Annotated in this window: 22 protein-coding genes; 13 read left to right on the forward strand and 9 right to left on the reverse strand. The window is 51.6% G+C overall.

The window, feature by feature from the left end; genetic code table 11:
* Positions 1-10 precede the first annotated feature (10 nt).
* The 6 genes from F4Y39_16245 (at position 11) to F4Y39_16270 (ending at position 8745) form a co-directional block, all read left to right on the forward strand.
* Entirely contained in the window at positions 11-1558 is a 1548-nt protein-coding gene (locus F4Y39_16245) for an ATP-binding protein (GenBank protein ID MYC15273.1), read from the forward strand.
* 67 nt (positions 1559-1625) lie between these two features.
* Positions 1626-1883 carry a hypothetical protein gene (locus tag F4Y39_16250; GenBank protein MYC15274.1) on the forward strand — a complete coding sequence of 86 codons (258 nt, stop codon included), beginning with the start codon at positions 1626-1628 and terminating at the stop codon, positions 1881-1883.
* Entirely contained in the window at positions 1871-2278 is a 408-nt protein-coding gene (locus F4Y39_16255; protein MYC15275.1) for a putative toxin-antitoxin system toxin component, PIN family, read from the forward strand. Before F4Y39_16250 ends, F4Y39_16255 begins: the two co-directional genes overlap by 13 nt.
* A gap of 231 nt (positions 2279-2509) precedes the next feature.
* Positions 2510-6940: a DUF3883 domain-containing protein gene (locus F4Y39_16260; protein ID MYC15276.1), complete on the forward strand. Its 4431-nt coding sequence runs from the start codon at positions 2510-2512 to the stop codon at positions 6938-6940.
* A gap of 107 nt (positions 6941-7047) precedes the next feature.
* Positions 7048-7254, forward strand: coding sequence for a hypothetical protein (locus F4Y39_16265; protein ID MYC15277.1), 207 nt, complete (start codon positions 7048-7050; stop codon positions 7252-7254).
* Between the two features lie 564 nt (positions 7255-7818).
* Entirely contained in the window at positions 7819-8745 is a 927-nt protein-coding gene (locus tag F4Y39_16270) for a superinfection immunity protein (GenBank protein ID MYC15278.1), read from the forward strand.
* A 130-nt stretch (positions 8746-8875) separates the two neighbouring features.
* Here the strand turns inward: F4Y39_16270 and F4Y39_16275 are convergent, their stop codons facing one another.
* From F4Y39_16275 to F4Y39_16285, 3 genes are read right to left on the reverse strand one after another with little or no spacing between them, the layout of a single operon-like run.
* Positions 8876-9592 (reverse strand): SDR family NAD(P)-dependent oxidoreductase, encoded by a 717-nt coding sequence (locus tag F4Y39_16275; protein MYC15279.1) that lies wholly within the window; start codon positions 9590-9592, stop codon positions 8876-8878.
* Positions 9593-9607: 15 nt separating this feature from the next.
* Complete coding sequence (locus tag F4Y39_16280) at positions 9608-10636, reverse strand: Gfo/Idh/MocA family oxidoreductase (protein ID MYC15280.1); 1029 nt, start codon at positions 10634-10636, stop codon at positions 9608-9610.
* Positions 10637-10650: 14 nt separating this feature from the next.
* The gene (locus F4Y39_16285) at positions 10651-11427 is read right to left on the reverse strand and encodes a phytanoyl-CoA dioxygenase family protein (GenBank protein ID MYC15281.1); all 777 of its coding nucleotides are present in this window, start codon (positions 11425-11427) and stop codon (positions 10651-10653) included.
* Here F4Y39_16285 and F4Y39_16290 point away from each other — a divergent pair.
* A complete protein-coding gene (locus F4Y39_16290) occupies positions 11408-12310 on the forward strand; it encodes a phytanoyl-CoA dioxygenase family protein (protein MYC15282.1) in 903 nt (300 codons plus the stop codon). The two genes, F4Y39_16285 and F4Y39_16290, sit on opposite strands and share 20 nt — an antisense overlap.
* A 7-nt stretch (positions 12311-12317) precedes the next feature.
* On the opposite strand, the gene F4Y39_16295 is transcribed toward F4Y39_16290, so the two are convergent.
* Together F4Y39_16295 and F4Y39_16300 are read right to left on the reverse strand one after the other, a co-directional pair.
* Positions 12318-13400: a hypothetical protein gene (locus tag F4Y39_16295; GenBank protein ID MYC15283.1), complete on the reverse strand. Its 1083-nt coding sequence runs from the start codon at positions 13398-13400 to the stop codon at positions 12318-12320.
* A 21-nt stretch (positions 13401-13421) separates the two neighbouring features.
* The gene (locus F4Y39_16300; GenBank protein MYC15284.1) at positions 13422-14441 is read right to left on the reverse strand and encodes a Gfo/Idh/MocA family oxidoreductase; all 1020 of its coding nucleotides are present in this window, start codon (positions 14439-14441) and stop codon (positions 13422-13424) included.
* A 97-nt stretch (positions 14442-14538) separates the two neighbouring features.
* Here F4Y39_16300 and F4Y39_16305 point away from each other — a divergent pair, with 97 nt between their 5' ends.
* A complete protein-coding gene (locus F4Y39_16305) occupies positions 14539-15558 on the forward strand; it encodes a zinc-binding dehydrogenase (GenBank protein MYC15285.1) in 1020 nt (339 codons plus the stop codon).
* Positions 15559-15573: 15 nt separating this feature from the next.
* The gene (locus tag F4Y39_16310; protein MYC15286.1) at positions 15574-16596 is read left to right on the forward strand and encodes a Gfo/Idh/MocA family oxidoreductase; all 1023 of its coding nucleotides are present in this window, start codon (positions 15574-15576) and stop codon (positions 16594-16596) included.
* A gap of 6 nt (positions 16597-16602) precedes the next feature.
* On the opposite strand, the gene F4Y39_16315 is transcribed toward F4Y39_16310, so the two are convergent.
* Both F4Y39_16315 and F4Y39_16320 read right to left on the reverse strand, forming a co-directional pair.
* Positions 16603-17610: an NAD(P)-dependent oxidoreductase gene (locus F4Y39_16315; protein ID MYC15287.1), complete on the reverse strand. Its 1008-nt coding sequence runs from the start codon at positions 17608-17610 to the stop codon at positions 16603-16605.
* Between the two features lie 27 nt (positions 17611-17637).
* A complete protein-coding gene (locus F4Y39_16320) occupies positions 17638-18441 on the reverse strand; it encodes a phytanoyl-CoA dioxygenase family protein (protein MYC15288.1) in 804 nt (267 codons plus the stop codon).
* Between the two features lie 153 nt (positions 18442-18594).
* Between F4Y39_16320 and F4Y39_16325 the strand changes: the two genes are divergently transcribed.
* Positions 18595-20067 carry a sulfatase-like hydrolase/transferase gene (locus F4Y39_16325; protein MYC15289.1) on the forward strand — a complete coding sequence of 491 codons (1473 nt, stop codon included), beginning with the start codon at positions 18595-18597 and terminating at the stop codon, positions 20065-20067.
* A gap of 16 nt (positions 20068-20083) precedes the next feature.
* The gene (locus tag F4Y39_16330; protein MYC15290.1) at positions 20084-20950 is read left to right on the forward strand and encodes a phytanoyl-CoA dioxygenase family protein; all 867 of its coding nucleotides are present in this window, start codon (positions 20084-20086) and stop codon (positions 20948-20950) included.
* An 8-nt stretch (positions 20951-20958) separates the two neighbouring features.
* On the opposite strand, the gene F4Y39_16335 is transcribed toward F4Y39_16330, so the two are convergent.
* A complete protein-coding gene (locus F4Y39_16335; GenBank protein ID MYC15291.1) occupies positions 20959-21279 on the reverse strand; it encodes a heavy metal-binding domain-containing protein in 321 nt (106 codons plus the stop codon).
* A 106-nt stretch (positions 21280-21385) separates the two neighbouring features.
* Between F4Y39_16335 and F4Y39_16340 the strand changes: the two genes are divergently transcribed.
* Positions 21386-22204, forward strand: coding sequence for a phytanoyl-CoA dioxygenase family protein (locus F4Y39_16340; GenBank protein MYC15292.1), 819 nt, complete (start codon positions 21386-21388; stop codon positions 22202-22204).
* A gap of 100 nt (positions 22205-22304) precedes the next feature.
* Positions 22305-23690, forward strand: coding sequence for a sigma-70 family RNA polymerase sigma factor (locus tag F4Y39_16345; GenBank protein ID MYC15293.1), 1386 nt, complete (start codon positions 22305-22307; stop codon positions 23688-23690).
* Here the strand turns inward: F4Y39_16345 and F4Y39_16350 are convergent.
* Positions 23687-24574 carry a dihydrodipicolinate synthase family protein gene (locus F4Y39_16350; protein ID MYC15294.1) on the reverse strand — a complete coding sequence of 296 codons (888 nt, stop codon included), beginning with the start codon at positions 24572-24574 and terminating at the stop codon, positions 23687-23689. The genes F4Y39_16345 and F4Y39_16350 overlap by 4 nt on opposite strands.
* Positions 24575-24589: the final 15 nt, after the last annotated feature.

The following is a 24589-nucleotide window of genomic DNA, read 5'->3' on the forward strand; positions in this document are numbered from 1 at the left end:
GGAGCAAATCATGACCAGACGCAGACTACCCATCGGCATTCAGACCTTCCGTGAGATGCGAGAAGAGAACTACTACTACGTCGATAAGACACCCTATATTCGGCGGATGATAGACGAGGGCAAACACTACTTCCTGTCGCGCCCGCGTCGCTTTGGCAAGAGCCTGTTTCTGGACACGCTGAAGGAACTGTTCGAAGGCAATGAACCATTGTTCGATGGGCTTCACATCCACGACCACTGGGACTGGTCTGTTCGCCATCCGGTGATTCGTCTGAGTTTTGGTCGAGGCAACTTCAAAGAGCCGGGATATCTACAGACGAACTTGATGGCACAACTGGACGCAGTTGAACGTCGAGAGGGCATAAAGTCCGACTACACCACCGCGCCCGAGCGTTTCGCCTATCTGATAGAGGCGCTGCATGACCGTGCCGGGCAGCCAGTGGCCGTTCTGGTAGATGAATACGACAAGCCAATTCTGGACGCACTCGACGTACCAGAAGTCGCACGCGCCAACCGCGACTTCTTGCGCGGCCTGTACGCGACCATCAAGGACAGCGACGCGTATATCAAGTTCACTTTCCTCACGGGCGTCAGCAAATTCTCCAAAGTCAGCCTCTTTTCGGGCCTCAACAACCTTACTGACATCACCATCGACCCGCATTACTCCGCCTTATGCGGCTACACCGAAGAGGACCTCGACACGGTATTCGCGCCAGAACTGCCCGGCCTGGACCGAGACCAAATCCGCAAGTGGTATAACGGCTATTCCTGGCGAGGGGAGGAGAAAGTGTACAACCCCTTCGACATCCTCCTCTTGTTCCGCAACCGCGAGTTTCGCGCCTACTGGTTCGAGACCGGCACACCGACGTTTCTGGTCAACACGTTAGTAGATCGCGGAGTGAGTTCTATAGACCTGGACGATATGCTGGGCAGCGACGAATTATTATCTACATTTGACGTTGACGATATCGCCACTCAAGCACTGCTATTTCAGACTGGCTATCAGACCATACACCAGACCGAACCGCGCGGTAGCCTGACCTACTACCGTCTGGGCTATCCAAACCAGGAAGTGCGCCAGAGCTTGAACAGAAGCCTGCTGAACCACTTGACCGGGAACCCGACGCAGCAGGCAGAGCACATTGCCCGCCTATACGACCTGTTGCTGGTCAATGACTTCGCTGGCCTGGAAAATCTGTTCAAGGCATTCTTCGCCAGCATTCCCTACCAGTGGCACACAAACAACGACATAGCGAATTACGAAGGCTATTACGCCAGCGTGTTCTACTCCTACTTCGCATCGGTGGGATTGGACATCGTTGTGGAGGACAGCAGCAGCCATGGTCGTCTGGACATGGCAGTTCGCTTCAACGGCAATGTGTATCTGTTCGAGTTCAAAGTAGTCGAATTAGCATCCGAAGGCACCGCAATGGCGCAACTGAAACAGAAACGCTACGCCGACAAATACCGTGGCCGCGGTGAGCCGATACATCTCATCGCCGTAGAGTTCAGCCGGGAAACCCGCAACCTGGTGGGATTCGAGACAGCCCGCGCCTGAGACATGACCAACCTTATGACTGCCCTCGCCAACATCGAGATATATGAATTGAAAGGAAGTGATTGACATGAATTTGACTGTTGAATTAACAACCGATCAGGTCATTGATTTTGTCCAGCAGATACCGCCGGAAGAGAAGCGAGCAGTATTACTCGCGCTTGCAGAACAGGCAGAAGTCAATCGAGCGGCACGCATGGACTATGCCGAAGCGCAGCTTCGAAAGTTATGTGCGTCTCGGGGATTGGATTGGGACACGATGACCGAAGCGGAACGCGAGAATTTTGTCGATGACCTCATCCATGAGGATCGCGAATGCAACCCATAGTCGTTTATGATACAAACATTCTGTTGTCCAGTATCGGCTGGGGAGGCAACCCATATCGCTGTCTTGAACTGGCACGACAGAGCAAAATTGAAGGCTTAACCTGTCCAGAAATACTGAATGAATTGGCAGAGAAACTCACCACCAAACTCAATTTTTCGCCATCCCAAACCACAGATACAGTTGCAGATCTCCTGGGTTTTCTACGGCTGGTCAGGATTACCAACACACTCAAAGTCATTACCGCTGATTCAGACGACGACAAAGTGATCGAATGTGCCGTTGTGGGATCGGCAACCCACATCATTACCGGAGATCGCCGTCATCTTTTACCACTTGGAAGCTATAAAACTATCCATATCGTAACAGCCACAGACTTTCTCACACAGTTTCCGTAGAAATTAGCGTGGATTATGTGAATGGCGATAAAGAATGCCAACTGAACTTGTGACAATCTTGCGACATAACTTGCGACATCCACGCATTGGTCACGGCAAAAGCCAGACCCGGTATGAGATTAACCCTTAGCCTAACCCAATGTCCGGAATGCCGCCATCCGATTCTCTATCTATTGTTCGCTATGTTGTAATTATGCTCAACGTCAACCTGAAAAAATAAGCTACCATCACATGACAAAAAGAAACTTTGTTAAATCCCTAGCCGAATCGAATCGGCAGTTCTACGGCACGCCCGAAGGGAATGGAGTGCTCCGCGCACTCGACCTAACCTTCGAAAACCGCTGGATATACCTCTTTGAACTGGTCCAAAACGCGCTTGATGCCAAGGCCAACTCTATCTCACTGCGTCTTGCGAAAGATGATCAAGCCTTGATTTTCCAACACGATGGGCAGACCCCAATTAAAAAAAAGGATGTCAAGGGGCTGTCTCAGGTCTTTAGATCCACCAAAGGTGCTGCGTCCGTTGGTTTCATGGGCATCGGTTTCAAGAGCGTCTTCAAACGCTTTGGGGAAGCACGGGTATCGGGATGGGGTTGGACGTTCCGCTATGAGGTTCCCCAGAAGCAGGGCGAAGAGTACGGGGATTTGCAACGCGACATGCTCGGTGCCGTAATCCCGCAATGGGATGATACAATCGAAGCTCCCATTGATGGTTTTACCACGCGATTCGAGATGTGTCAGTGCTTGGACTCTAAGATGGATCTTCGATCAGATCTGGCTCGATTTCTTCCCGGCGAAGACCGCACGCTACTCGCAATCCTGGCTTCATGCGGACTGACTCGTCTAGAGGTGGATAAACAAGTATGGGAACTTGGGGTTACGGGAGATTCTGATGAATGTAGAGAAGCTGTCGCACTCTCAGAAAAGGAAAATCTGCTTTGGCAGATATTCTTCGTGAAATACGAGCCATCTCGAGATGCTATTGCTCGTCTGCTGGAACACCGAAAAATCCAGCCCAAACCAGAAGAACGCGAGCAGGTATATAGCGCGGCGGCTCGATCTCGCCGCGTGTTGGGCGTATTGCCGTTAGACGACAATGGTGTTCCCGCACCTCCGTCCAGAGGCCGAGTTTACGCCACTCTACCAACTGATGTTAAACTCCCGTTCGGTCTCCACATCCATGCGGACTGGCTGCTAACCATCTCGCGCACCGGGCTTCTGGAAATTGAGGAAAACGCTTGGCAAAGCGACATCGTGGACCAGATCGCGGACGTATTGGCGAACTTCCTCAAGTGGGTGCCAACGTTGCCGACACCAAAAAAAATTAAGGCGGCATTCTCCGCGCTCAAACCATCTTCTCCCGATGCAAACGGTCTCGAAGCATTGCTGACCAAAGATCGGTGGTTGCGCCGGTTGCAAGGACTGATTGAGGACTCTGCGGTGTTGCCTGTGTGGACAGAGGCTTCGGGCGTTTTGACTTTTTCAAAGCCGGGTAAGACTATCATTCCCCCCACAGCCTTAGCTGATGCGTTTACAAAGAAACCAGACTTGCGACCAGCAGTTCTCCTCAAAGGGCCAGTGCTCGCAGGTGAAATACTTGGCTCTGATACACGAAAATTGCTCAGCTATAATGAATTTTTGAGCGAAATGTCACCGCAAGAACTTGAACGGGTATGGGCGGACGGCCTGGAGGACTGGTGGAATGCACTTGGTGTCAATGAATCGGAACGTCAAGATTTGCTTTTTCATTTATGGGCGGCTATTTACGATTTAACAGTTGCTAATGAAGACTGGATAACGACAGACTTACGCTGTGTGAGAACAGATAGCGGTGCTTGGGTCTCCGTCAATGAGGTAAGGTTCTTCAACGAAGCCCTACCTACAGAGAAGGAACCCGGCGGCAAGGATGTGCGTAAGTTTATACGCTCAAGCCTTCCAGACGCAGACCACTGTTTACCATCTGCTTGGATCCGTGCGTTGCGACAGGGAACTGGCGAGGATACAAAATTGCATTTGTCAAAGGCTTGGACATGGCTTAATGAATACGCACGCCTCGTAAGTCTTCAAGAGATCGTTGAGATAGCCGTGAATGCCCTGGCGACAGCATCGGCACCAGACTGGTCGATACTCGTTCCACTCGGTCATTGGGCCAGGCACCGCAACCGTCCTGATCTGATCACCCATGTTCTGGTAGAATCGGATGGCATCAAAAAAGGCGTCCCCGTTGATGAGGCACTCTTAGCCGATCCTTATGTTGAGCACGGCCAAAGTCGCCGACTGTTGTTTCCAGCATTATGGTCTATTTCTGCTGACTATATAGACAAGGATCCTGATTCTGCAAGATCATACCAGTGGCGGGCTTTTTTTGAAGATGCCGGTGCCAAGGGTGCCCTTGAAGTGCGGTCAATTCAATCGCATCGATCCCGAAGGGAGTGGCGACAAGTGGAAGAATTTCTTGGGTGCAGTGTGTACAAGTCGAATAGGTCCGGTTACAAACTCTTCGATTTCGACATTGAGCCAACTCTTCCGGATCCGAGCGCACCTAATGGAGTAAGGAGAGCAATCTATACTTGGATTGAGGATGGCTTCCGTAACCTGCACAACACGGGCTTCAGAAATGTCTCCTACTTTTACTATTCCTCTTACAACCCAAAGGGAACACATAGCTCCCGCTGGGTACGTAAACTCTCCCAACTCGCATGGGTGCCCTGTACCGACAGTCAACTCAGACGCTCGGAGGATGTTCTCCCAACTCACGATCCAGCGCGAGAGAATGCACCAGTTGCAGTTCTATCTGCCGACCTTATTGATGTACTAAACGATGAAGGGGTGAAGTTCGGTACTGCCATTCCCGAAGCACGATCACTCCAAAAACTTTTGACACTAGGGAGCCAACTGGATTCTACTGAACTCGGTTCGCTTATCCGCGAGATCCGCGAAGAGATTGAAACAGATGAGGATAGGGAGTATTTCAAAAGGGCTTTGGTAAATTTGACGTTACCCTCCAGTGAGGGCAAACGAGTGCCACTTCTGCGAATCGTTCAGCAAACCGGGGGGCAACTGCGAGGCACACTCGGTGGCTGGATCTTTCCGTTGACGCGCATCGACGAAGCGTTACAAATAGAACTATCACACCCCGACTTCCCATACAAGTTCCCGGAGACGACGACAGGTAAACAGGCACTGGAATACATTCAAGAGGTCTGGCAGCGTGCCCAATCTTCGCCGGAAGGCTTGGCGAACGAAGTGCGCGATGTGCTACCAACGGCGTATGCGCATTGTCTCGCTGACTGCGATGAAGACATCCCGCTTTCCGAGCAGTGGAATGTTGTCCTATCCGAAGCAATGGTCTTCGCCGACCGGGAATGGATCGCATTGAACGGCACTGACGACATCTACTTCGACGACCTTGAAGACCGACGATTTCTTCCCAGTGGAGTTGAATTGCGAACTGTCACTGGCGGACATCTGGGCAATTCTCAAAGCGAGCAACTTCGTACCTCAACAGCCTTGGGACTGCAAACTCTGTCGTCGTGCATCGAGATGGATTGGCAAAAAGGGGCATCCATTGCAACTAATTGGTCTCGCAAGTTTCGTCTCATTTGCAACCTTCTTCGGCATGTGCGGGGAAGTGAGCAAATGAGACGCGCAAATGAGCACCAATTGGATCTACACATTGATTGCGTCGAGACGCTTAGCCTCTCGGTTCGTGTCGGTGATACTGACGAAGAAAACGTGCCCGTGAATGCGCGCTTGCACGACGGTTGTTTGACGGTCACAGGTAGGCCCGTTCAGTTTGGGGCGGATGCAGCCAAAGAACTGCTGCGCCACTTTTCCTTCGGTCAGCGCGGAGATCTCTCTGCAGACCTCACCGGCATGTTGGGAGCGATTGACCTTGAAGCGGATTTTCAGCTTGCAGTGCAGAAGTTTATGCGCTCCTTCGCCCAAGACTTTGAATTACCTTCTGAATTCTCAAGTCAGCCATCGGGTGAGGAAACCCAAACACAGGAGAGGGTGAGCGGTCAGGGCAATGGAGCCGATGATGACCGGAAAAATCAGACAGATCCCAACTACGAACATACTACAGGAAATGGCGGGTCCTTTACTCGAAAACGTGCTCTGGCACGACAACGAGCTTTGGCGGAGGAACTTAAAAATAGCCTAAAAGGCGAGGTCGCTCCAGACGACGAAAATTACGATGCAAACGGGTCAGAGGATCCTACGAGAAGTGAAAATGAATTACTTGGCGACGAGATATATCGCGAAGTTGCCGCTCAGTACGAGCGTGAGTCTGGTCGTATTCCAGAGTTGGGTGATCCACATCAAGAAGGCTGGGACCTACGTAGCGTTGATCCTGATACGGGATTGGAACGCCTGATCGAAGTCAAAGGCAAAGGCTGTAAGTGGATCGATGATGAAGTTGTCGAACTGAGCCGGGCACAGATACGCAAGGCTTTTGAAACATCGAACGGGGTCGCTTGGTACCTCTACGTCGTCGAACGTCTGGATAATGAAAACTACCGAGTGCTACCGATTCCAAACCCGATTACCACTGCGAACAAATGGATGCTCAGCGGTCAATCCTGGAGGATGATTGCCAAGGAACCACGCTGCATCACTGTGGCAAACATAAGTAAAAACAGCTCCCAGCCTTCTGAGTGATCAAAACACATTTTTAGGTATTATGGGAGTAACATCAAATCTCTTTTTCCACCAGGCCGCTACGTACAGCACCATGTAGTAATGGTTATCTTAATGGAGAAACCAATATGGCACTGACCGCACAAGAAATCTTTGCCGAAACCGTTCAAACCCTACCACCTGACGAACAGTTTCGTCTCGCAGTGCTGATTTTACAAGAGCTATCTGTTGAGAACCAGAGTGACACCTGGAACGAACAAGATAAAAAAGATTTAACCACGGTCTCCTTACAGTACGCGGCGACACTTTATCCAGAGGAGGAGGACCTTGTTTAATCCGGGCGATGTGATAGTGCTTGACCGCCTGAAACCTTGAAGGAGAAAAACCCTGCCCTATACTAATTATACGTCTCAGGAAATCGAATCACGCAGTGAAGCAATATATGTACAACAGATCCGTGACAAAGTGAATCCTCAGCACAAAGGCAAGTTCTTGGTCATAGACATTGAAACAGGGGAATACGAAATCAACGCTGACGATTTGGTCGCTACAAAACAGCTACTTGCCAAATATCCCAATGCAGTCATTTACGGTTTGCGAATCGGGTACCCAACCGCCTATCGCATTAGTTTGTAGTCGCCTATATGTTTTCTCAAAAAAACGAACTGGATTACTGACATTGTGCTTGCTCGTAGCGGCTTAAAACCATATCGCTACGCCGTAGGCACGACGACAGTAATGACAACCAAAACCACTGGATTGCGGCTAAAACCATGCCGCAATGACAGGTGATGTGGTGGTGCTTGACTTCTCTGGAGTAATGGGCATTCAAATGTAGAGAAATGCCCACTGAACTTGCGACATAACTTGCGACATTCACACAATTGAGGAGTTTTTACATGGAAATTCTACTTTTGCTGGCATTCTATGCTATTCCGACCATTTTAGCGTATGTGTCCCGTCATAATAATAGGGCTTCCATTTTAGTGATCAATCTATTTCTTGGATGGACAGTAATTGGGTGGATTATCTCTTTAGCTATGGCCCTTACAAATAATGTAGAAAAACGATCTACTTCTAATAAGTTGAATAAACCAAAAATTGCAATAAACCCAAAACCGCTATACTCAGCCTACACAGAGAGCCAAAATGATACCCGCGAGTCACCTCACGATTTAGATCGTAGTATATTCCCTAAACACCCACTTTTTAAGGCCAGTGCTTTTTTTGTTGTAATCGTTGTAGGACTTATAGCTATCGCCGCTCTTGTTGAAACTATTTCCGAAAGACGCGAAGGACCTGACTACTCCAAAATTGACTATTCTGAAACTGATAAACTAATAGCGCAGCGTCGGGCGCGGACGGATAGCATAGATCGTGAGTTACGTAAAACCGACGGTAGTCGTAGCGCGGCTGCCTACGTAGCTGCGGGTAACAATCTTAATTACGACGATCTTATGACGGACGCCCGGATTAAAGCCAAGAAAATAGATCAAATTTTACACAGCGATATTTATCCGCCGGAGAGTAAGCGTATCACGGTAACAGGACATATTGTGAATACGGGGCAAAATAAGGATCAATACGGTAGTGATACTGTATCGATGAGCATTCTTGTTGGTTCAAAGGGGTACATGGGATCTTTTAATCATAGAGAATCTCAAAAGTTGTTCGGTCAAATGGCAGCATTGGTTCATAGTAAAGCTAAAGGTGGGCAATACAAGGATATACAAATCACAATAAGCGGCATTCCCGCATTGGAACAAGTGTCAAGTAATTACACGCTACTTCAAAATTGTCGGTTTATCGCATGGCATCTCAAATAGGAAAAGGTACATCTATAACCCCACAACAAAACCTCGACTAATTATGGTCGAGGTTTTGTTATTTGTCCTGAAATGTTTTGTTGGCGTATAATAGTATGGGCACTTTGGTATGTAATTCCCACAATTGACTTCACTCAAAGAACCCCTCATCGTGGGGCCGCAAATCGATCTCGAAACCCCAGGCACCTTTGTCCTGTTGCACCAGACGCCAATAGGCATCGGCCACGGCGTCAATATTCATGAGAGGTTCACTCTCCTCGACATCCCCTCTCTCGTGCAATAGAGGGGTATCCAGCACCCCGTCTATGATAACGTGAGCCACATGAATACCCTCGGGCCACAGCTCGCGGGCCAATGCCCAGGCCAAACCGCGCACCGCAAACTTGGCACTGCTAAAGGCAATGGCACCTCCCCGGCCCCGAATGGACGAAGTAGCGCCAGTGAAAAGGATAGCACCGCCACCCGCAGACAGCATATCGCCGACCACTTCCTTTGCACACAGAAAGGAGCCGTAGGCACACACGCGCCAGGACAGTTCAAACTCATCCAGGGTCAGTTCGTGAAAATCTTTCCAGGAGGCATTGCCAGCGTGGTTAATCAGGACATCAACCGGGCCCAATTCCTCGCGCACCCGGGCAAAACTCTGGATCACCTGCTGGGGATCGGTGATATCCGTGGGTACAGCCAGAGCCTTCACACCCTCTTGCAGCAGTTCTTCAGCCAGTTCCTGGATATAATCAGGGGACCGGGCCAGCAACCCCACCTGATAGCCTTCGCCTGCAAACTTCCTCACCAGCGCGGCACCTAAACCAGAGCCGACCCCTGAAATAACAGCCGTTTTGGACATAGTACTCTCCTTTTTTTACAGACCTTGCGCCCCCATCGGATGCGGACCGTGAGTCATCACACCCTGTCGCGCACGGGCATAAACCGCATCCTGAATCTCGAGAATACGCACCGCATCAACAATCGTCGGCTCAAACGCATTGCCCTCGCGGCTCGCGTCTAACGCTTTACCCATCACGCGCTGCATGCGCTCGCCATGCGAAATATCCTCGCTAAACTGGACGCCCTCAGTCGTATGAACCTCAATCAAAGGCTCGCCATTGCGACCGTACTGCTCAAAAACCGAAGCCTTTGTACCGATAAACCGAAAAAAATGATCCCCACTGCGCGTACCCGCCGGATAAGTATAACCGGACTCAACGATCCCGGTAATCCCGTCATCCGTCCGCAACACGCCGACACCGCTATCCTCCACCCCCCGGCTGTACATCGCATTGGACATCACCGCACCAACAACGGAAACACGCCGATCGCCAACAAACTGCAAAAACGTATCAATCCCATGCGCCGCCTCAACTGCCCAGCAACCGCCACCGGAAATACCCGGATCATTGTGCCACGCTGACGGCGTCGGATCATAGCGGGACGGAGGCCCATTATTCAACCTGCTATTGTACAGCACCAGATCGCCCAAACTGCCATCTGCCACCATATCTTTTACCACACGGACAATTCGGCTCGCGCGATTGGGCAGCACCAGCGCACTGAACACACCATACTTCTCCGAAGCCTCCGCAGCGGGACGCAAGCGATCGGCACAATCGGCAAACGGCTTATCCAGAAGATAGGGAACGCGGCGATCCACACATGCTTGCACATGAGACGGCATCTCGACGTGCTTCCCTGCAACAAGTGCCGCATCTGGCTGACACGCATCGAGACACGCACCCGCCGACTCGAACCCACGGCACTGAAACTCCTCCGCCAACTGTTGTCGGGGACCTGCATCGCCATCCATAACACCGACAATATCGTGACCGAGACCGTGCGCCGTACGCGCCATACCCCGTCCGTGGTGACTATAGGAAAGAACAACCAATTTCATGCATTTTCTCCTTCTTAATCCAACGCCACAATAGATCGGCACAAAACTTTACCGCGCTCTGACAGAGAATCGTAAATCGCGCGGGGCATCTCGCCATCTCGGCCGGGTCGGCGAAACCAGGGCGCGTAATAGCCCACACTCGTCATAATACGCACATCCCGAGACATATTGGGCGTCCCCCCGTGCCAGCAGCGCACATCTCGAAAAATCGCCGACTTGCTCGGCGCGCAAGCCACGGAATGCTTCATCCAATCGGGTTCATCCTCCAGACTGGGAATCGGCTGGCGCGAGCGATGGGTGCCGCGGATAAATCGCGTAGCCCCATTCTCCACACTAAAATCAATCATCGGAAAATTGACCACAATAAACGGCACCGGAACATCCATAATCGTCACCCGCTGCTCGGGATCATTGATCAAATCGGGCATATCGCGGTGGAGATGCTGGATTTTTGCACCCGGCAGCGAATAATCGCCGCCAGCACCACTGCACACAAACTGATTACTATTGAAAATAACTTCAATAATAGGTAGAATAGTAGGCAGATCAACCAGCATCGCCCATTCGGGGTGATGGATCTGCGAACCAAACGAATAACGCGCAAACCCCCTATTCGCCTTCTCCAGCGGAACCGCGCTCGTCTGTTCTGCAACAACGCGATGCGCGCCCTCCATAAGAAAAGCGAACTGATCATCGGTCAGCGCATCCGTCACAACCGCAAGCCCATCGCGATGAAAAACAGCGGCAGCGCGGTCAACTTCTGACGGTTCAATAAGTTCGAGGTCGAGCATAAGATCTCCAAAGGAGGTTGTTGTGGTTGAAAAAAAAGAAAACCTGCAAGATACGTACACGCCTGGTGAATACGACCCCGCGCTCTACAAATACGCCCACATCGCCGAATCTGTTGACGGCTTTGAAAACGTGAGCGACGAACACATCGCGCAATTTCACGCACAGGGCTTTTTGCCAATACAGAGCGCGTATTCCAGCGCACAGGTCAACGACGGCATGGCCGCAGTAAAAGAATTAATCGCGGGACAAAACCGCGAGTTCCGGGGTGTACAATTCGAGCGCGGACGCGACAAACAGGTCAAACGATCAGAGGGTCACGCGCGCGAACTACTCGTGCGAAAACTCACCCGATTTGTCGGATTCGACCCGCGACTGAACGCATTTGGCGAAGACCCCCAACTGATAGATATCTTAACCCGCATCATGGGGGAACCGCCCAAATTATTTGCCAACCAGGCCATGTTAAAACCGCCCGGCATTGGACGCGAAAAACCCTGGCACCAGGACCACGCCTACTTTAACGTGCCCATGCACACCTGCATCGTCAGCGCGTGGGTTGCCCTCGATCCCGCGGATCCCGAAAATGGATGCATGCACGTCATCCCCCAAAGCCATCGAGCAGGTCCCGTCATACATTTCAAAAGACGCGACTGGCAAATCTGCGACACCGATGTTGTCCGCAACCACATCACCGCCGTCGCCCTGCAACCCGGTGGCGTACTACTCTGGCACGGGCGATTGCACCACGGCTCCCCGGAGAATCGATCAAACCGCCGTCGCCGCGCCCTGCAACTGCATTACATCCCCGGATCCATAGAGGAAATTTCTTCAGAAGAACGCCTCGCCATCTATGGCAACGAAGGCAAGGACGTGACGTGTTAGACCTGTGTCATCGAATCCTCGTCGCATCTTCCCTGGGACATATCGCCTCGCCTCCGGCAATGGCGACGCGCATCGCATCGAGACCATCTTCGTGCGTAACGCTAAATGGCGCATCGTCGATACACTGCGTAATAAAATAATCGAGCTCATTCTTATACGACTCGCCAAAACGGGTGATAAACACGGGCACATCGGAGCCATAATCCCGCAAAGGGAGGGATTCTTTGTAAATCACACCATCAGGACCATACGCCTCCACCTCAACCCTGTGCGGATCCTCCTGAAAATGCCCCACGTGAATCACCCCGCCATCGCCATAAATCCAGGTCGCATTGCGATATCCCGCAACGTGATTGCGACTGACCATAACCTGACCAATTAAGCGACCGGGAAACCACATCTGTAAAAAAGCATCGTCGTAATCCTCTTCAACAGTACTGATAGTACAATTGTAAAGATTGGACCCAAACGCGGCCACATATTCGGGCATGGAACCGCCGAGCAACCAGAGAATCTCATCGCAATTGTGAACAGCCATATCGGTAAGCAAGCCCGCGCTATTATAACCATCTGGCGGTGGAATAGGGTCCTCCAGAACCGAAACAATCTTGAAAACATTGCCGATGGCGTTTTGTTCCAACAACGCTTTTGCCCTCAACAACGGCGCGTCAAACCGGCGCATAAAAGCCAGCATCAGCGCGTTTTTCCGCCTAGGATCCCGATTCAAATCGGCAACAAAAGCCTCGGCGGACGCGAGCGAATGGGTCAGCGGCTTCTCCAAAAGCACGCGACAACCCGCATCAACAAGTACTCGCGCATCGCGTTCGTGATCTTCTGTGCGTGACGCAACAAGCGCGGCATCGATCAAATCCGACGCTACAAGATCAGACACATCGTTAAACGCGTGAATCTCCGTCGCCTGATCTGCCTGAAGCTCTGCAGCCACGCGACTGGCCGTATCGCCATAAGTATCGGACACAGCGACGAGTTCGCACACACCCGTTTCCCGGGCGAGTTCTTGAACATGCCGGGCGTGAAAGACGCCAATGCGCCCAACACCGACCACGGCCATGCGGATGGGTTTATTCATAGAAAATTCCTCTATTACAAATTATGCGGAAATTTGAACGACCTCTCCCGTCTCAACACTATGGCTAATCGCCTCTAAAACGCGCATATTCTCATAGGCATCCTCAAGACTCGAGTGAGGCTGTATATCGGCTTGCAGCGACTGTGCCCAATGCTGCATCTCTTCGAGATAGCCGGGACGCCCGACGCTGTGAAATGCGGTATTGAGATCCCATTCTTCGGTAGGCGTATCGGCGTACCCACCGCCAGAATCGAGCCATGTCGGAACGCGGTAACGGCGCAACTTGCGCGTCTCAAACACCTGAATTGCCTGACTATTCGTACCCTTGACAAAAATCATCGCCTCCAAAACCGGACCCGTGCCGAGTGTCATCGTACCGATGCCACCATTCTCATAACGCAAATTAACGGATATTGACACCGTACCAGACGCACCATCAACAGAACCCAGCGCAAAAACCTCGCTGACCTGCCCCATAAAAAAACGCATGCAATCGGTAGGATGGATAACCTGATCAATCATAAAGGGCCACGCAAAAGGCGATCCCATCTCCTGTAACCGAGGACCAGGCGCCATGTAGCGGGTATGGTATTGACAAGCATTGCCGAACGCCTCATCGTCCATCAACTCCCTGGCAATCTGATGTGCGGGGGCATGCCGCCACATTGTGCCCACCATCCCTGTTTTACCGGTAGCAACTGAGGCATCGACCAGCATCTTCGCACCCTCAGAGGTAGTCGCGGGCGGCTTCTCGGTATAGATATGATAACCTCGCTGAAGACACGCAATGCCGATATCCCGATGTAATTTGTCCTCTGGCCTGCCCACAACGGCAACAGCGTGGAGATCTTCATGCTTGAACATCTCGTCGTAATCGGTATAATAGCGGAGTGCGCCGAACCTGCGCGCATTTGATCTCGCCTTCTCCTCGACGAGATCGCAAGTAGCGACAAATTCAAACTCCGGCACCAGCGGTATGCACCGTTGCAATTGCGACGACATATTACCACAGCCAATAAATGCCACTCGGATTTTGTCCATGATATATTCTCCGTGAAATCTATCGTTCAAAATATTCTATTGAATGTGAATGAATAGCCATCCATGACCTCTGTCAACCTCATTCTGGAGGTAAAAAATGAAAGTAGCAGCAATATTTGGTGAACGCAAAGGCGGCGTAATAGACGTACCAGATCCAAAGCCAAAAGACAACTGGGTACTGGTAAAAATTCACGCCGCGCCGATGTGTACAGAATACAAGGGATTTACAGGCGGCAGAAAAACCACCTCTCTGGGACACGAAGCAGCCGGCGAAGTCGTTGAAATCGCCCAACCCGGGCGCGTATCAGTCGGCGACCGCGTAGCCGTCATGCCCCAATATCCGTGTGGTACATGCCCATTGTGTGTCAGCGGCGATTACATCCACTGTCAACAAAGCGCCAACTTCGCCGAATTCACGGGCGGAGAAGAAGGCCGAGCCACCATGGCACAATACCTCTTAAAACCCGACTGGCTACTCCCAAAAATTCCCGACGACGTCTCTTATGAACACGGCGGAATGGCCTGCTGCGGTCTGGGACCCACATTCGGCGCAATACAGCGCATGCAAGTAAATGCCTATGACACCTTCATGGTCACCGGCCTTGGTCCCGTGGGACTTGGAGGCGTCATCAACGGCAAACACCTGGGCGCGCGCGTAATAGCCGTAGATATCAACCCCTATCGGCGCGAAAAAGCACTCGAACTGGGCGCAGACGAAGCAATCGATCCCCTCGAAGAAAACGCCCTGCAACAAATAATAGACCTCACCAACGGCATTGGTGTAGATGCCGCCGTAGATTGCTCGGGCGCCGTATCTGCACACCGGTTGTGCATCGACGCGGCGAGACGGCGTGGGCAGGTGGCATTCGTGGGCGAATGCGGAGAAGAAACCCCCTTGCGAATCAGCCAGGACATGATCCGAAAAGGCATCACACTCGTCGGCTCATGGCATTACAACTTAAAAGACGTACCAAAACTCATGCAAGTCGTCCGCGCAAACACAGACAAATTGGATCGGATGATCTCACACACATTCTCACTCGAAGACATACAAAAAGCCTGGGAATTGCAAACCACAGGCGCGTGTGCAAAAGTCGTATTGAAACCGTGGGCGTGAAGGAGGAAGAACTCAATGCTTAAATGTGCAATAATCGGCGTAAGCGGCGGACGCGCGCGGGGATTGGCAGAAGCGTATCAACACATAACGCACGGCAAACTCGCTGCAATCTCCACCCGAACAGAAGAAAACCTGCACGCATTTGGCGATACGTTTGACGTCGATACGCGATATTTAGACTATCGGGAAATGTTTGAAAAAGAACAACCGGACCTGGTACACGTAAATACCCCGCCCAGTGTGCGACTGGAAGTATTCGAAGCCGCGGAAAACGCCGGAGTACCCGCTGTCCTCGTGGAAAAACCCATAGCAATTCAAGGAGAAGACTGGCGCGCAATCAAAAACTTTACAACAACCGCAAAAACCAAAATCGCGGTAAATCACCAGCTACACTTTCACCCGCGCAGACAGCATTTGCAAAATATCGTACAGGAAGGAAAAATCGGCGACATCCGATTTATCGAAGCGAGCTGCGGCATGAACCTGGCGTATCAGGGCACCCATGCACTGCAAGCCATCGCCGCCTTTCATCCAGACGGCATCCCCACAAAAGTAATGGGACAAACCTCTGGCACAGACGGCCTGGAAGACACGCCCAAAAAACATTTCGCGCCCGACCAGTGCATCGGAGCAATAGAATACGCCGATGGCCTACGCGCCCAACTCATCTCGGGACCATTTGCCCCCCGCGTAACAAATGAAGACCGCACCAATGTCCACAAGCGCATCGCCGCCTATGGCACGCGGGGATATGTACACTGGACCATGTGGTCGTGGGAAACAGGTATCGATGGCCACATTGAGCGGGGCACGCACGAATACCCGGACGAAGACATACTCGGACAAGCCGCCATGACAGACGCCATGCTACAATGGATAGAAAACGACACAAAGATCCATCCCCTGAACCTGGACCTCGCCTTGCGCGACTTCAATATCATCCTGGGAATCTACACAAGCGCACTGGAACATCGGCCCGTAGAACTGCCCTTCAACCCAGCGGATAATCTGATAGATGCCTTGAGAACACGCCTTTAGAACTTCTCAATCCCAGATATAGTCCGTCGCGCCTTCTTCACACGCAAAAGCCGACCCGATCATCGTATTCAAATCGCCTTGCGGACGATAATCAATCAAACTCTTGGCCTTGCCAATGGCATGGTCATACATGTACTGGAGGGGAACTCTGACCTCAAGCGGCTCAACCCCTCTTCTTTCTCCAATCAACCGCGCCCCTTCGGTAAAAGGAAATGGCTCTGGCGCGCCGGCATTGAACGACTCGCCCAGCGCCGCGCCGGAGTTCAGCGCACAAACCAGACAATGGGCAATATCGCGGGCATCCTGCGGTTGATAAAGCCAGGGGCGTCCATCCTCATCCGTAATACTACACGGTTGCTGCGGAGACGCCGCCTTCGCTTCAATATCGTGCCACAGTTCCGTCCCATCGGCCATATAGAGTTCCGTACCGGGTCTTTCCTGGCTTTTCTTCAACAAATTGACCACGCGCGCAACGCTAAACTGATTCAAAATCTTGGTCCCGGACAAAACGTGACTCGGACGCACAATAGAATAGCGTAAACCCGTCTCTCGATTCGCGCGTTCTGCCATCACCTCGCCAAAATACTTGGACATAGAATACTCGCCATCCGGCCGTTTGGGATGCAATTCATCCACCGGATGATAAGCACACGGAACATTTTCGCCATTATTGGGAAACACACCCGAAGAACTGGTATAAACATAGCGTTCGAGACGATCGGCAACGCCCTCACACGCGCGTGTAACCTGGATATTGATCTGATTATTGAGCTCAAAATGCGGACCGACGAGATTGGCGGTATGAATAACCGCATCCACGCCCTCGACGGCATCTTTAACATAAGATAAATCCGTCAAATCCCCCTCGCGCAACTCAATATCGACACCATCGAGACGGCTGCGCGCGGGATCGTCGGAAAGAATGGTCCCACGAACTTCACAATTCTGGTCGAGCAACTGGCGCACCAGCCGGCAACCGACCTGTCCGGCGGCACCTGTAACGAGAACCTTCATAAAATCTCCTTTTGATTTTTTGATCTACTACATAGAACCCCTTGTTTGATACGCATCTGCCCTTGCTTGCCGCGCCGTCTGTTTGTTCTTTTGCCAATATGCATCAACGGGCTTATCGCGCGTCTGGGGTGGCGTCCTGAACGTAAGCGTATAAGCCCTCCGCGGAACATCTGTGCGATTTGGCTCTGCGTAGTGAAGCATATAACACGCGTGAAGCGAAGCCCCACCAGCCGCAACAGGGCAAGGAACCGCCCGCGCGGCATACTGTTCGGGATCATCGACCTCAAGACCGTGAATGCGCGGATCCCGGTTAATACTGTGATGCGGCAAAACATCGAGCTTGTGGCTACCCGGAATAAACTGCAAACAGCCGGATTCCACCGTCGCATCGTCCAGCGGCATCCAAAAATTTACACCTTTGTACGCCATAGTAGGATCGTGATACGCCTGATCCTGATGCCATGGCGTTGGCGCACCAATACGCGGCGGCTTGTAAATCATGTGTTCGCCATTCCTATCGAGCATATCAGAACCCAGCAACTGCCGCGCAATCGCCCGCGCATTAGCCAGATAGAGCGTATCCTTCAACTCGGGCGCAAAACGGCTGGGACCGAGCATTTGCGGAAGGCGTGGTTGATCATCCTCATCTGTACCCGCCAGATCAAACTGACTCCCCTGATCCCAACCCGTGCGATCCGAAAAAAGCCGATCGTAAATTTTCCGAAGCTGTTCCACCTCCTCCTCCGTCGTAATCGCATTGAGAACGAGGAACCCATCCTCGTGAAATGAATGGACTTGTTCCTGTGAAAGAGAAATTGTTGGCTCTATCATCTACGGCCTCCTCGCTATTGTTTGTGCGATGCAGAATAATGTCAACAGGCCAATCCGTCAAGAGGTTCTGATTATCAGCGCGGAACACTTGCTAAGAAACAATTTTAAAGGTAAATTATCCCCTGAACGAACCAAAACAGAAAAGGAACATATATGCGCATCCTGTACCTCGATCTCGACGCCTTAAATCCCACACACCTGGGCTGTTACGGATATCACCGCAACACATCGCCAACAATTGACAAAATAGCAGCCGAAGGCATTCGATTTAATCAAGTTTACACAACAGACGCACCCTGCTTGCCGTCGCGCACCGCATTTTACTCCGGGCAATTCGGCATTCATTCGGGCGTCGTAGGACACGGCGGCACCGCATCAGAGCGGCGAATAAATGGACCAAACCGCGGATTTCGAGATCGACTGGCAAACGAGGGACTGGCCGGATTCCTGCAGCGTCGAGGCTTAAAAACATCCATGATTAGCCCCTTTGGACAGCGGCATGCCGCGTGGCATTTTTACGCGGGCTTCAACGAAATACACAACACCGGCAAAGGCGGCATGGAATCAGCCGAAGAAGTAACACCCGTAGTCGAAAAATGGCTGAATGACAATGCCGCGGACGACAACTGGTTTTTGCACATCAACTACTGGGATGTACACACCCCCTATCGCGCGCCAGCAGAATACGGCGAACCCTTTGCCGATGATCCTCTCCCAGCCTGGCTAACACCCGAATTGCTGGAAGAACACAAAAAACTCGTCGGCCCCCACACCGCGCAGGACATCATGATGTGGAACGACCGTCCCGATCCCCGCTTTCCCCGGCACCCCGGGCGCCTGGACAACATGGACGACCTGCGGCGAATGATCGACGGATACGACACCGCAATCCGGTACGTAGATGATCAAATTGCCATCATTGTGGGCATATTGGAAGACAAAGGCGTACTGGACGACACCGCGATCATCATCAGCGCGGATCACGGCGAAAACATGGGCGAACTGGGCATATACGGCGAACACGGAACAGCCGATCAGGCGACCTGCCATATACCGATGATCGTAAAATGGCCCGGCGGGCAGTCTGGAATCACAGACGAGGGCCTGCATTACAATATTGATTTAGCGCCCACATTAGCCGATCTTTTAGGCGGGCAAAAACAGGCGTTGTGGGATGGCGAAAGTTACGCCCCTGTCATCACCGAAGGTACAGATGCCGGGCGCAGCGAATTGATCCTGAGCCAGTGCGCGCACGTATGCCAGCGGGCTGTCCGCTTTGACGACTGGATTTACATCCGCACCTATCACGATGGATATCGGCTCTACCCACGCGAACTGCTATTTAACCTATCAGACGACCCCTGGGAAATGCGCGACGTAGCGGCTGAAAATCCCGATATATGCCGAGAAGCTGCGTATCGCCTCATGAACTGGCACGACCACATGATGGAAACCATGCCGCGACCCTACGACAACGATCCCCTCTGGACAGTCATGCAAGAAGGTGGACCAATGCACACCTGGGGAGCTTTCGAAGACTATTGCGATCGCCTTGCAGAAACCGACCGTGCAGAAGGCGCGGTTTTACTGCGCAAAAAATTTGGAAACAAATACCGCCATCCATAAAAGTAAGGAGTAAACCATGCTCACCCAGAAACAAATTGCGTTTTATCACGAACACGGATATCTCGGTGTGGAGAACGTGCTCAGTGAAGACGAGGTCAATAACCTGCGTCGGATAACCGATGAATATGTGGAAAAATCGCGGGAGGTCACCGAACACACCGAAGTATTCGACCTCGAACCCGGACACACGCCCGAAAACCCAAAACTGAGACGCCTGAAAAGTCCGATCCTGCTCCATGAAGTATATCGCAAGACCCTGCATCACGAGAAAATTTTAGGCATCGTATCGCAATTGATCGGATATGGCCTGCGGTGCAATGGCAACAAGCTCAACATGAAACAACCCGGCTACGGCAGCCCGGTTGAGTGGCATCAGGACTGGGCATTTTATCCGCATAGCAACGACGATTTGCTCGCCGTGGGCATAGTGCTCGACGACATGACAGAAGAAAATGGCCCCTTGCTCGTCATTCCCGGCTCGCACAAAGGGCCAGTGTACGACCATCACCTCGACGGCCATTTCTGCGGCGCCGTAACCGACTCCACCTTTAGCGACAAAGGTGCCGTACCCGTAATGGTCAAAGCAGGCGGCATCACAATCCATCACGTACGCATGCTGCACGGATCAGTATCCAATACATCTGACAAACCCCGCCGACTGCTCCTATTTCAATACTGTGCGATCGACGCATATCCCCTATCGGGCCTGAACAACTGGGATTTGTTCAATGAAACAATCGTGCGCGGTGAACCGACCAACATCCCGCGCGTGGAAGCCGTACCCGTGCGGATGCCCTGGCCAGGCGCACTCCGAAGCGGATCCATTTACGAATCGCAAACCATAATAAAAGAATCGAAATTTACCCAAACACAATACAAATAACGAACGTCTCAATCCCGATAAGTAACAGCCGTGCCACTGGCACTGACCATAAGCATACTGCCCTCGCCAACCGTATCGTAGTCGAGATCCACGCCAATGACGGCATTGGCACCCATACCGCGTGCCTGTTCGACCATTTCCTCGATGGCGAGATCTTTGGCTCTGCGGAGTTCTGACTCATACGCGGCTGAACGCCCGCCGACAATATCGCGGAGACTCGCAAAAATATCTTTGAAAAAATTGGCACCCAAAATAGCTTCACCCGTCACAATGCCCTGATAGCTATCAATGGTTTTCCCTTCAATATTGGGGGTTGTCAACACGAGCATAAAAGCCTCCTTTTATATTGTTTTCTGATAATTTCATCGAAAAAATATCTCATTGTACACAATCAGGCAAGGTCTAAAACAACATTCAAAAAACAGGAGCTTTGACATGAACCACGTGAGTAAATCCATGCGGCAACAGTGGCAGGAGCAGGGATATTTACATCTCAAAAATGTAATCCCCAAAGACGAAGCAGCGGGTTATCTCGACGCGGCCAACGAAGTGATCGCGAAGTACGAAGCCAAATATCCCGAGGTTCTCGAAAAAGGCGTCTATACCATCATCCAAACGCTCTTCCGAACGAGTCGAATCGACGGATTAATGGACCACCCCAACTTATTTGGCACCATCCTCGACCTGATGGGACCTTATATCCAGATCATGGGATCGCAAATTTACGTACGCTATCCAAATGACAAAACCGATAACTTGATCGGCTGGCACACCGATGCTGGACGCTCACTGGCACAAATTAGGGTCACGCCAGACAGTCTGCCATTAAACTTCAAAATACAGTTCTTCCTCACCGATATACCACACGAAAATTGTGCGAACTTCTGTGTGGTACCCGGCAGCCATCGCCGCCCAATGCCCAAAGGGTCGCGCAATGAAACACCGCCCGGTGCAATACAACTCATTGCCGAAGCGGGAGATTGCGCGATCTTTCCAAATACCATGTGGCACGCGGTCGCACCAAATCACACAGACGTCGTGCGGCGCAGCATCACCTTCCGATATGGACAAATGTGGTGCAGACCTTACGATTACGAAAAATGTCCCGAAGAAGTACTATCCCGCATGACACCTCGCCGCCGTCGGTTAATGGGTGACCTGGGCGAAAACTATACAGCGACAGATTATTTCAAACCATCCGACCAGATAAAAGTCATCATGGATGGCCTGGACTTTAAGTGTCCCAATGCTTAACAGCCCATAAAACCAAAAGCCCCGGACAATCCGGGGTTTTTTTTATGTCCATACGACACTTTCGGGATACAAACTCGTCTTTTATTAAAACACGCGTGTATTGATTTCTCATGGAGCATTCGTGGAACAGATTGAAGACAGCGCGCTCATCGCTCAAATTCTGGACGGCGACCGCAAAGCATTCGCAATTCTGGTGCAACGCTATTCGCGATATGTGTATGCCCAAATTGCCCGATCCATACGATTGGTTGACGACGTAGAAGATCTGGTCCAAATCGTATTTATCAAAGCGTACGAAAATCTGCATCAACTTCGCAAACCCGACCGATTTAGACCCTGGTTACACAGCATCGTACGCAATGCGGTCAACTCCCATCATCGCCGTCGAGCCGTGCAATTGCGACTGGAAGAAACATTTTATCCAGAACCTGCAACGCACGCTGAAGAAGAAATCAAACATGTTGTGCGCGCCGCGCTTCACGTCCTATCGGCTGAACATCGCCAAGTAATCGCCCATCACTATTTCAAAGGGTATTCTTACGCGGAAACAGCCGACCTCCTGAACCTCACGGTAGAAACCGTGCGCGGGCGTCTGAGGCGTGCGCGTCTCAAATTGAAAGGAGAGCTACACAAAATGTCGGATATTCAAATGCAAACAACTGAACTGGACCGCGCGGACATGGACGCGCTCAAAAAAGTAATCGGTTTTGTAAGCGACGATGAAAAACGCCCGATCTTGCAGGGCGTATGTCTCGACACAGGCGGTCGCGCGACTGCAACCAATGGGCATATCATGATCATTCGCACCTTAAAAAGCCTCTCGGAATTGGCCGCCCCCATTGTCATCGGACCCTGGTCAGACATCCAACTCCCCGAACATGCCACATTGAAAATTGCGGAAACAACCGCAGAAATCCAGAGCAACGGCACAACCCTTCAAGTACCCCTGATCGAAGGTCCTTATGTCAAATACGAACAGGTCATCCCGCAAGAAACTCCCACAATGCGCGTTTTCCTCTCGTCAACTCTTCTATCACACGCCCTGAACTTACTACAAGATTTCATGGAAGCGCGGCACCCAGAGTCGGACATGTGGCAATATCGCCCCCGGGTGGATCTACATCTCTCGCCACTGACCCAAACCATAACCTTTCTCACCTCACGGGACACGGGATATACCCGCGAGGACAATGGCAAATTCCAATACCTCCACGACGCGAAAGATGACGACTCACCGGGAGGCGTAGCAAATTGGATATTTCAGGTCCCCCTCAATGCCAAATTTGAAACACCATCAGAAGACACACTCAGATTCGCCGTGAACTTCGCATATCTAAAACAGATCCTGCATGCGCTGGACTTTGAAGACAGCGATGAAATCACAATGGAATTTAGAGAACAGGGAAAAGCGATCATCTTACGCACGCCCCTGAATTCGGAATGGCTGGCATTGCTAATGCCATTGAGACTGAAGTCAAAGGATTAAATCACACCTGCATTCTCCAGTGCCGCCTGAACCTGCCCCTCCTGCTCGACAGACGACGGTGGCATTGGCGGGCGCGGCACACCCCCATCGCGTCCCTGTAGCTTCATCGCATACTTGGTATTCGCAGGCAAATTATCATCAAAAATTGCATTCCAAATCGGCAGCAACTTTTCGTGTAAATCCAACGCCTTTTTATGCTCTCCCGCCTGACACGCATCCCATACTGCCACACACAACTCAGGCACCACCGTCAAAATCGCCGCAATCGCACCGTGCGCACCCAAAACAAATGACGGATACAACAACGCATCTACCGCAGTCATAATCCGCGCTCGATCTCCTGCCATCAACAACAAATCAGCCAGCAACTTCATATCTCCCGCACTCTGCTTCACCCCCACCACACCTTCCACCGCGTCAATAATCCGCGTCAACAACTCCGGCGACAAATACGTCCACGGCACCACATTGTAAATCATCACCGGCAACCCCGTCCCCTCACACAACGCCTCAAAATGCCTGACCATCGCATCATCATCTGGCCGAAACAAATAATGCACCGGCGTCACCTGCAACGCCACCGGACCCAAATCGGCCACAGCCTTCCCCCGCTCAATTGCCGACTTCGTACTGTCCGTAATAACCCCCGTAATCACTGGCACTCGCCCATCGGCTTCCTCCACCGCCCATTGCGTCAACTGCCTCACCTCATCATCTCCGAGCGTATGCCCCTCGCCCGTACTCCCCGTCACCGCCAACCCATGCACCTTCGCCGTCTCAATCATATACTGAATTTCCGCTCGAAACGCCCCCTCATCAAGTGCGTCATCCTCTCGAAACGGCGTCACCACTGGCGGCACAATCCCATAAATAGAATCCATCATCTCCTCCTAATACCT

It is taken from the genome of Gemmatimonadota bacterium, from assembly GCA_009838845.1.
Classification (GTDB): domain Bacteria; phylum Latescibacterota; class UBA2968; order UBA2968; family UBA2968; genus VXRD01.

Coding starts and splice junctions, on each gene's coding strand:
- F4Y39_16335 (MYC15291.1), bottom strand. CDS start 21,279: ATGCTCGTGTTGACAACCCCCAATATTGAAGGGAAAACCATTGATAGC.
- F4Y39_16250 (MYC15274.1), top strand. CDS start 1,626: ATGAATTTGACTGTTGAATTAACAACCGATCAGGTCATTGATTTTGTC.
- F4Y39_16320 (MYC15288.1), bottom strand. CDS start 18,441: ATGATAGAGCCAACAATTTCTCTTTCACAGGAACAAGTCCATTCATTT.
- F4Y39_16315 (MYC15287.1), bottom strand. CDS start 17,610: ATGAAGGTTCTCGTTACAGGTGCCGCCGGACAGGTCGGTTGCCGGCTG.
- F4Y39_16245 (MYC15273.1), top strand. CDS start 11: ATGACCAGACGCAGACTACCCATCGGCATTCAGACCTTCCGTGAGATG.
- F4Y39_16260 (MYC15276.1), top strand. CDS start 2,510: ATGACAAAAAGAAACTTTGTTAAATCCCTAGCCGAATCGAATCGGCAG.
- F4Y39_16265 (MYC15277.1), top strand. CDS start 7,048: ATGGCACTGACCGCACAAGAAATCTTTGCCGAAACCGTTCAAACCCTA.
- F4Y39_16340 (MYC15292.1), top strand. CDS start 21,386: ATGAACCACGTGAGTAAATCCATGCGGCAACAGTGGCAGGAGCAGGGA.
- F4Y39_16275 (MYC15279.1), bottom strand. CDS start 9,592: ATGTCCAAAACGGCTGTTATTTCAGGGGTCGGCTCTGGTTTAGGTGCC.
- F4Y39_16310 (MYC15286.1), top strand. CDS start 15,574: ATGCTTAAATGTGCAATAATCGGCGTAAGCGGCGGACGCGCGCGGGGA.
- F4Y39_16350 (MYC15294.1), bottom strand. CDS start 24,574: ATGATGGATTCTATTTATGGGATTGTGCCGCCAGTGGTGACGCCGTTT.
- F4Y39_16305 (MYC15285.1), top strand. CDS start 14,539: ATGAAAGTAGCAGCAATATTTGGTGAACGCAAAGGCGGCGTAATAGAC.
- F4Y39_16255 (MYC15275.1), top strand. CDS start 1,871: ATGCAACCCATAGTCGTTTATGATACAAACATTCTGTTGTCCAGTATC.
- F4Y39_16270 (MYC15278.1), top strand. CDS start 7,819: ATGGAAATTCTACTTTTGCTGGCATTCTATGCTATTCCGACCATTTTA.
- F4Y39_16280 (MYC15280.1), bottom strand. CDS start 10,636: ATGAAATTGGTTGTTCTTTCCTATAGTCACCACGGACGGGGTATGGCG.
- F4Y39_16300 (MYC15284.1), bottom strand. CDS start 14,441: ATGGACAAAATCCGAGTGGCATTTATTGGCTGTGGTAATATGTCGTCG.
- F4Y39_16325 (MYC15289.1), top strand. CDS start 18,595: ATGCGCATCCTGTACCTCGATCTCGACGCCTTAAATCCCACACACCTG.
- F4Y39_16330 (MYC15290.1), top strand. CDS start 20,084: ATGCTCACCCAGAAACAAATTGCGTTTTATCACGAACACGGATATCTC.
- F4Y39_16295 (MYC15283.1), bottom strand. CDS start 13,400: ATGAATAAACCCATCCGCATGGCCGTGGTCGGTGTTGGGCGCATTGGC.
- F4Y39_16285 (MYC15281.1), bottom strand. CDS start 11,427: ATGCTCGACCTCGAACTTATTGAACCGTCAGAAGTTGACCGCGCTGCC.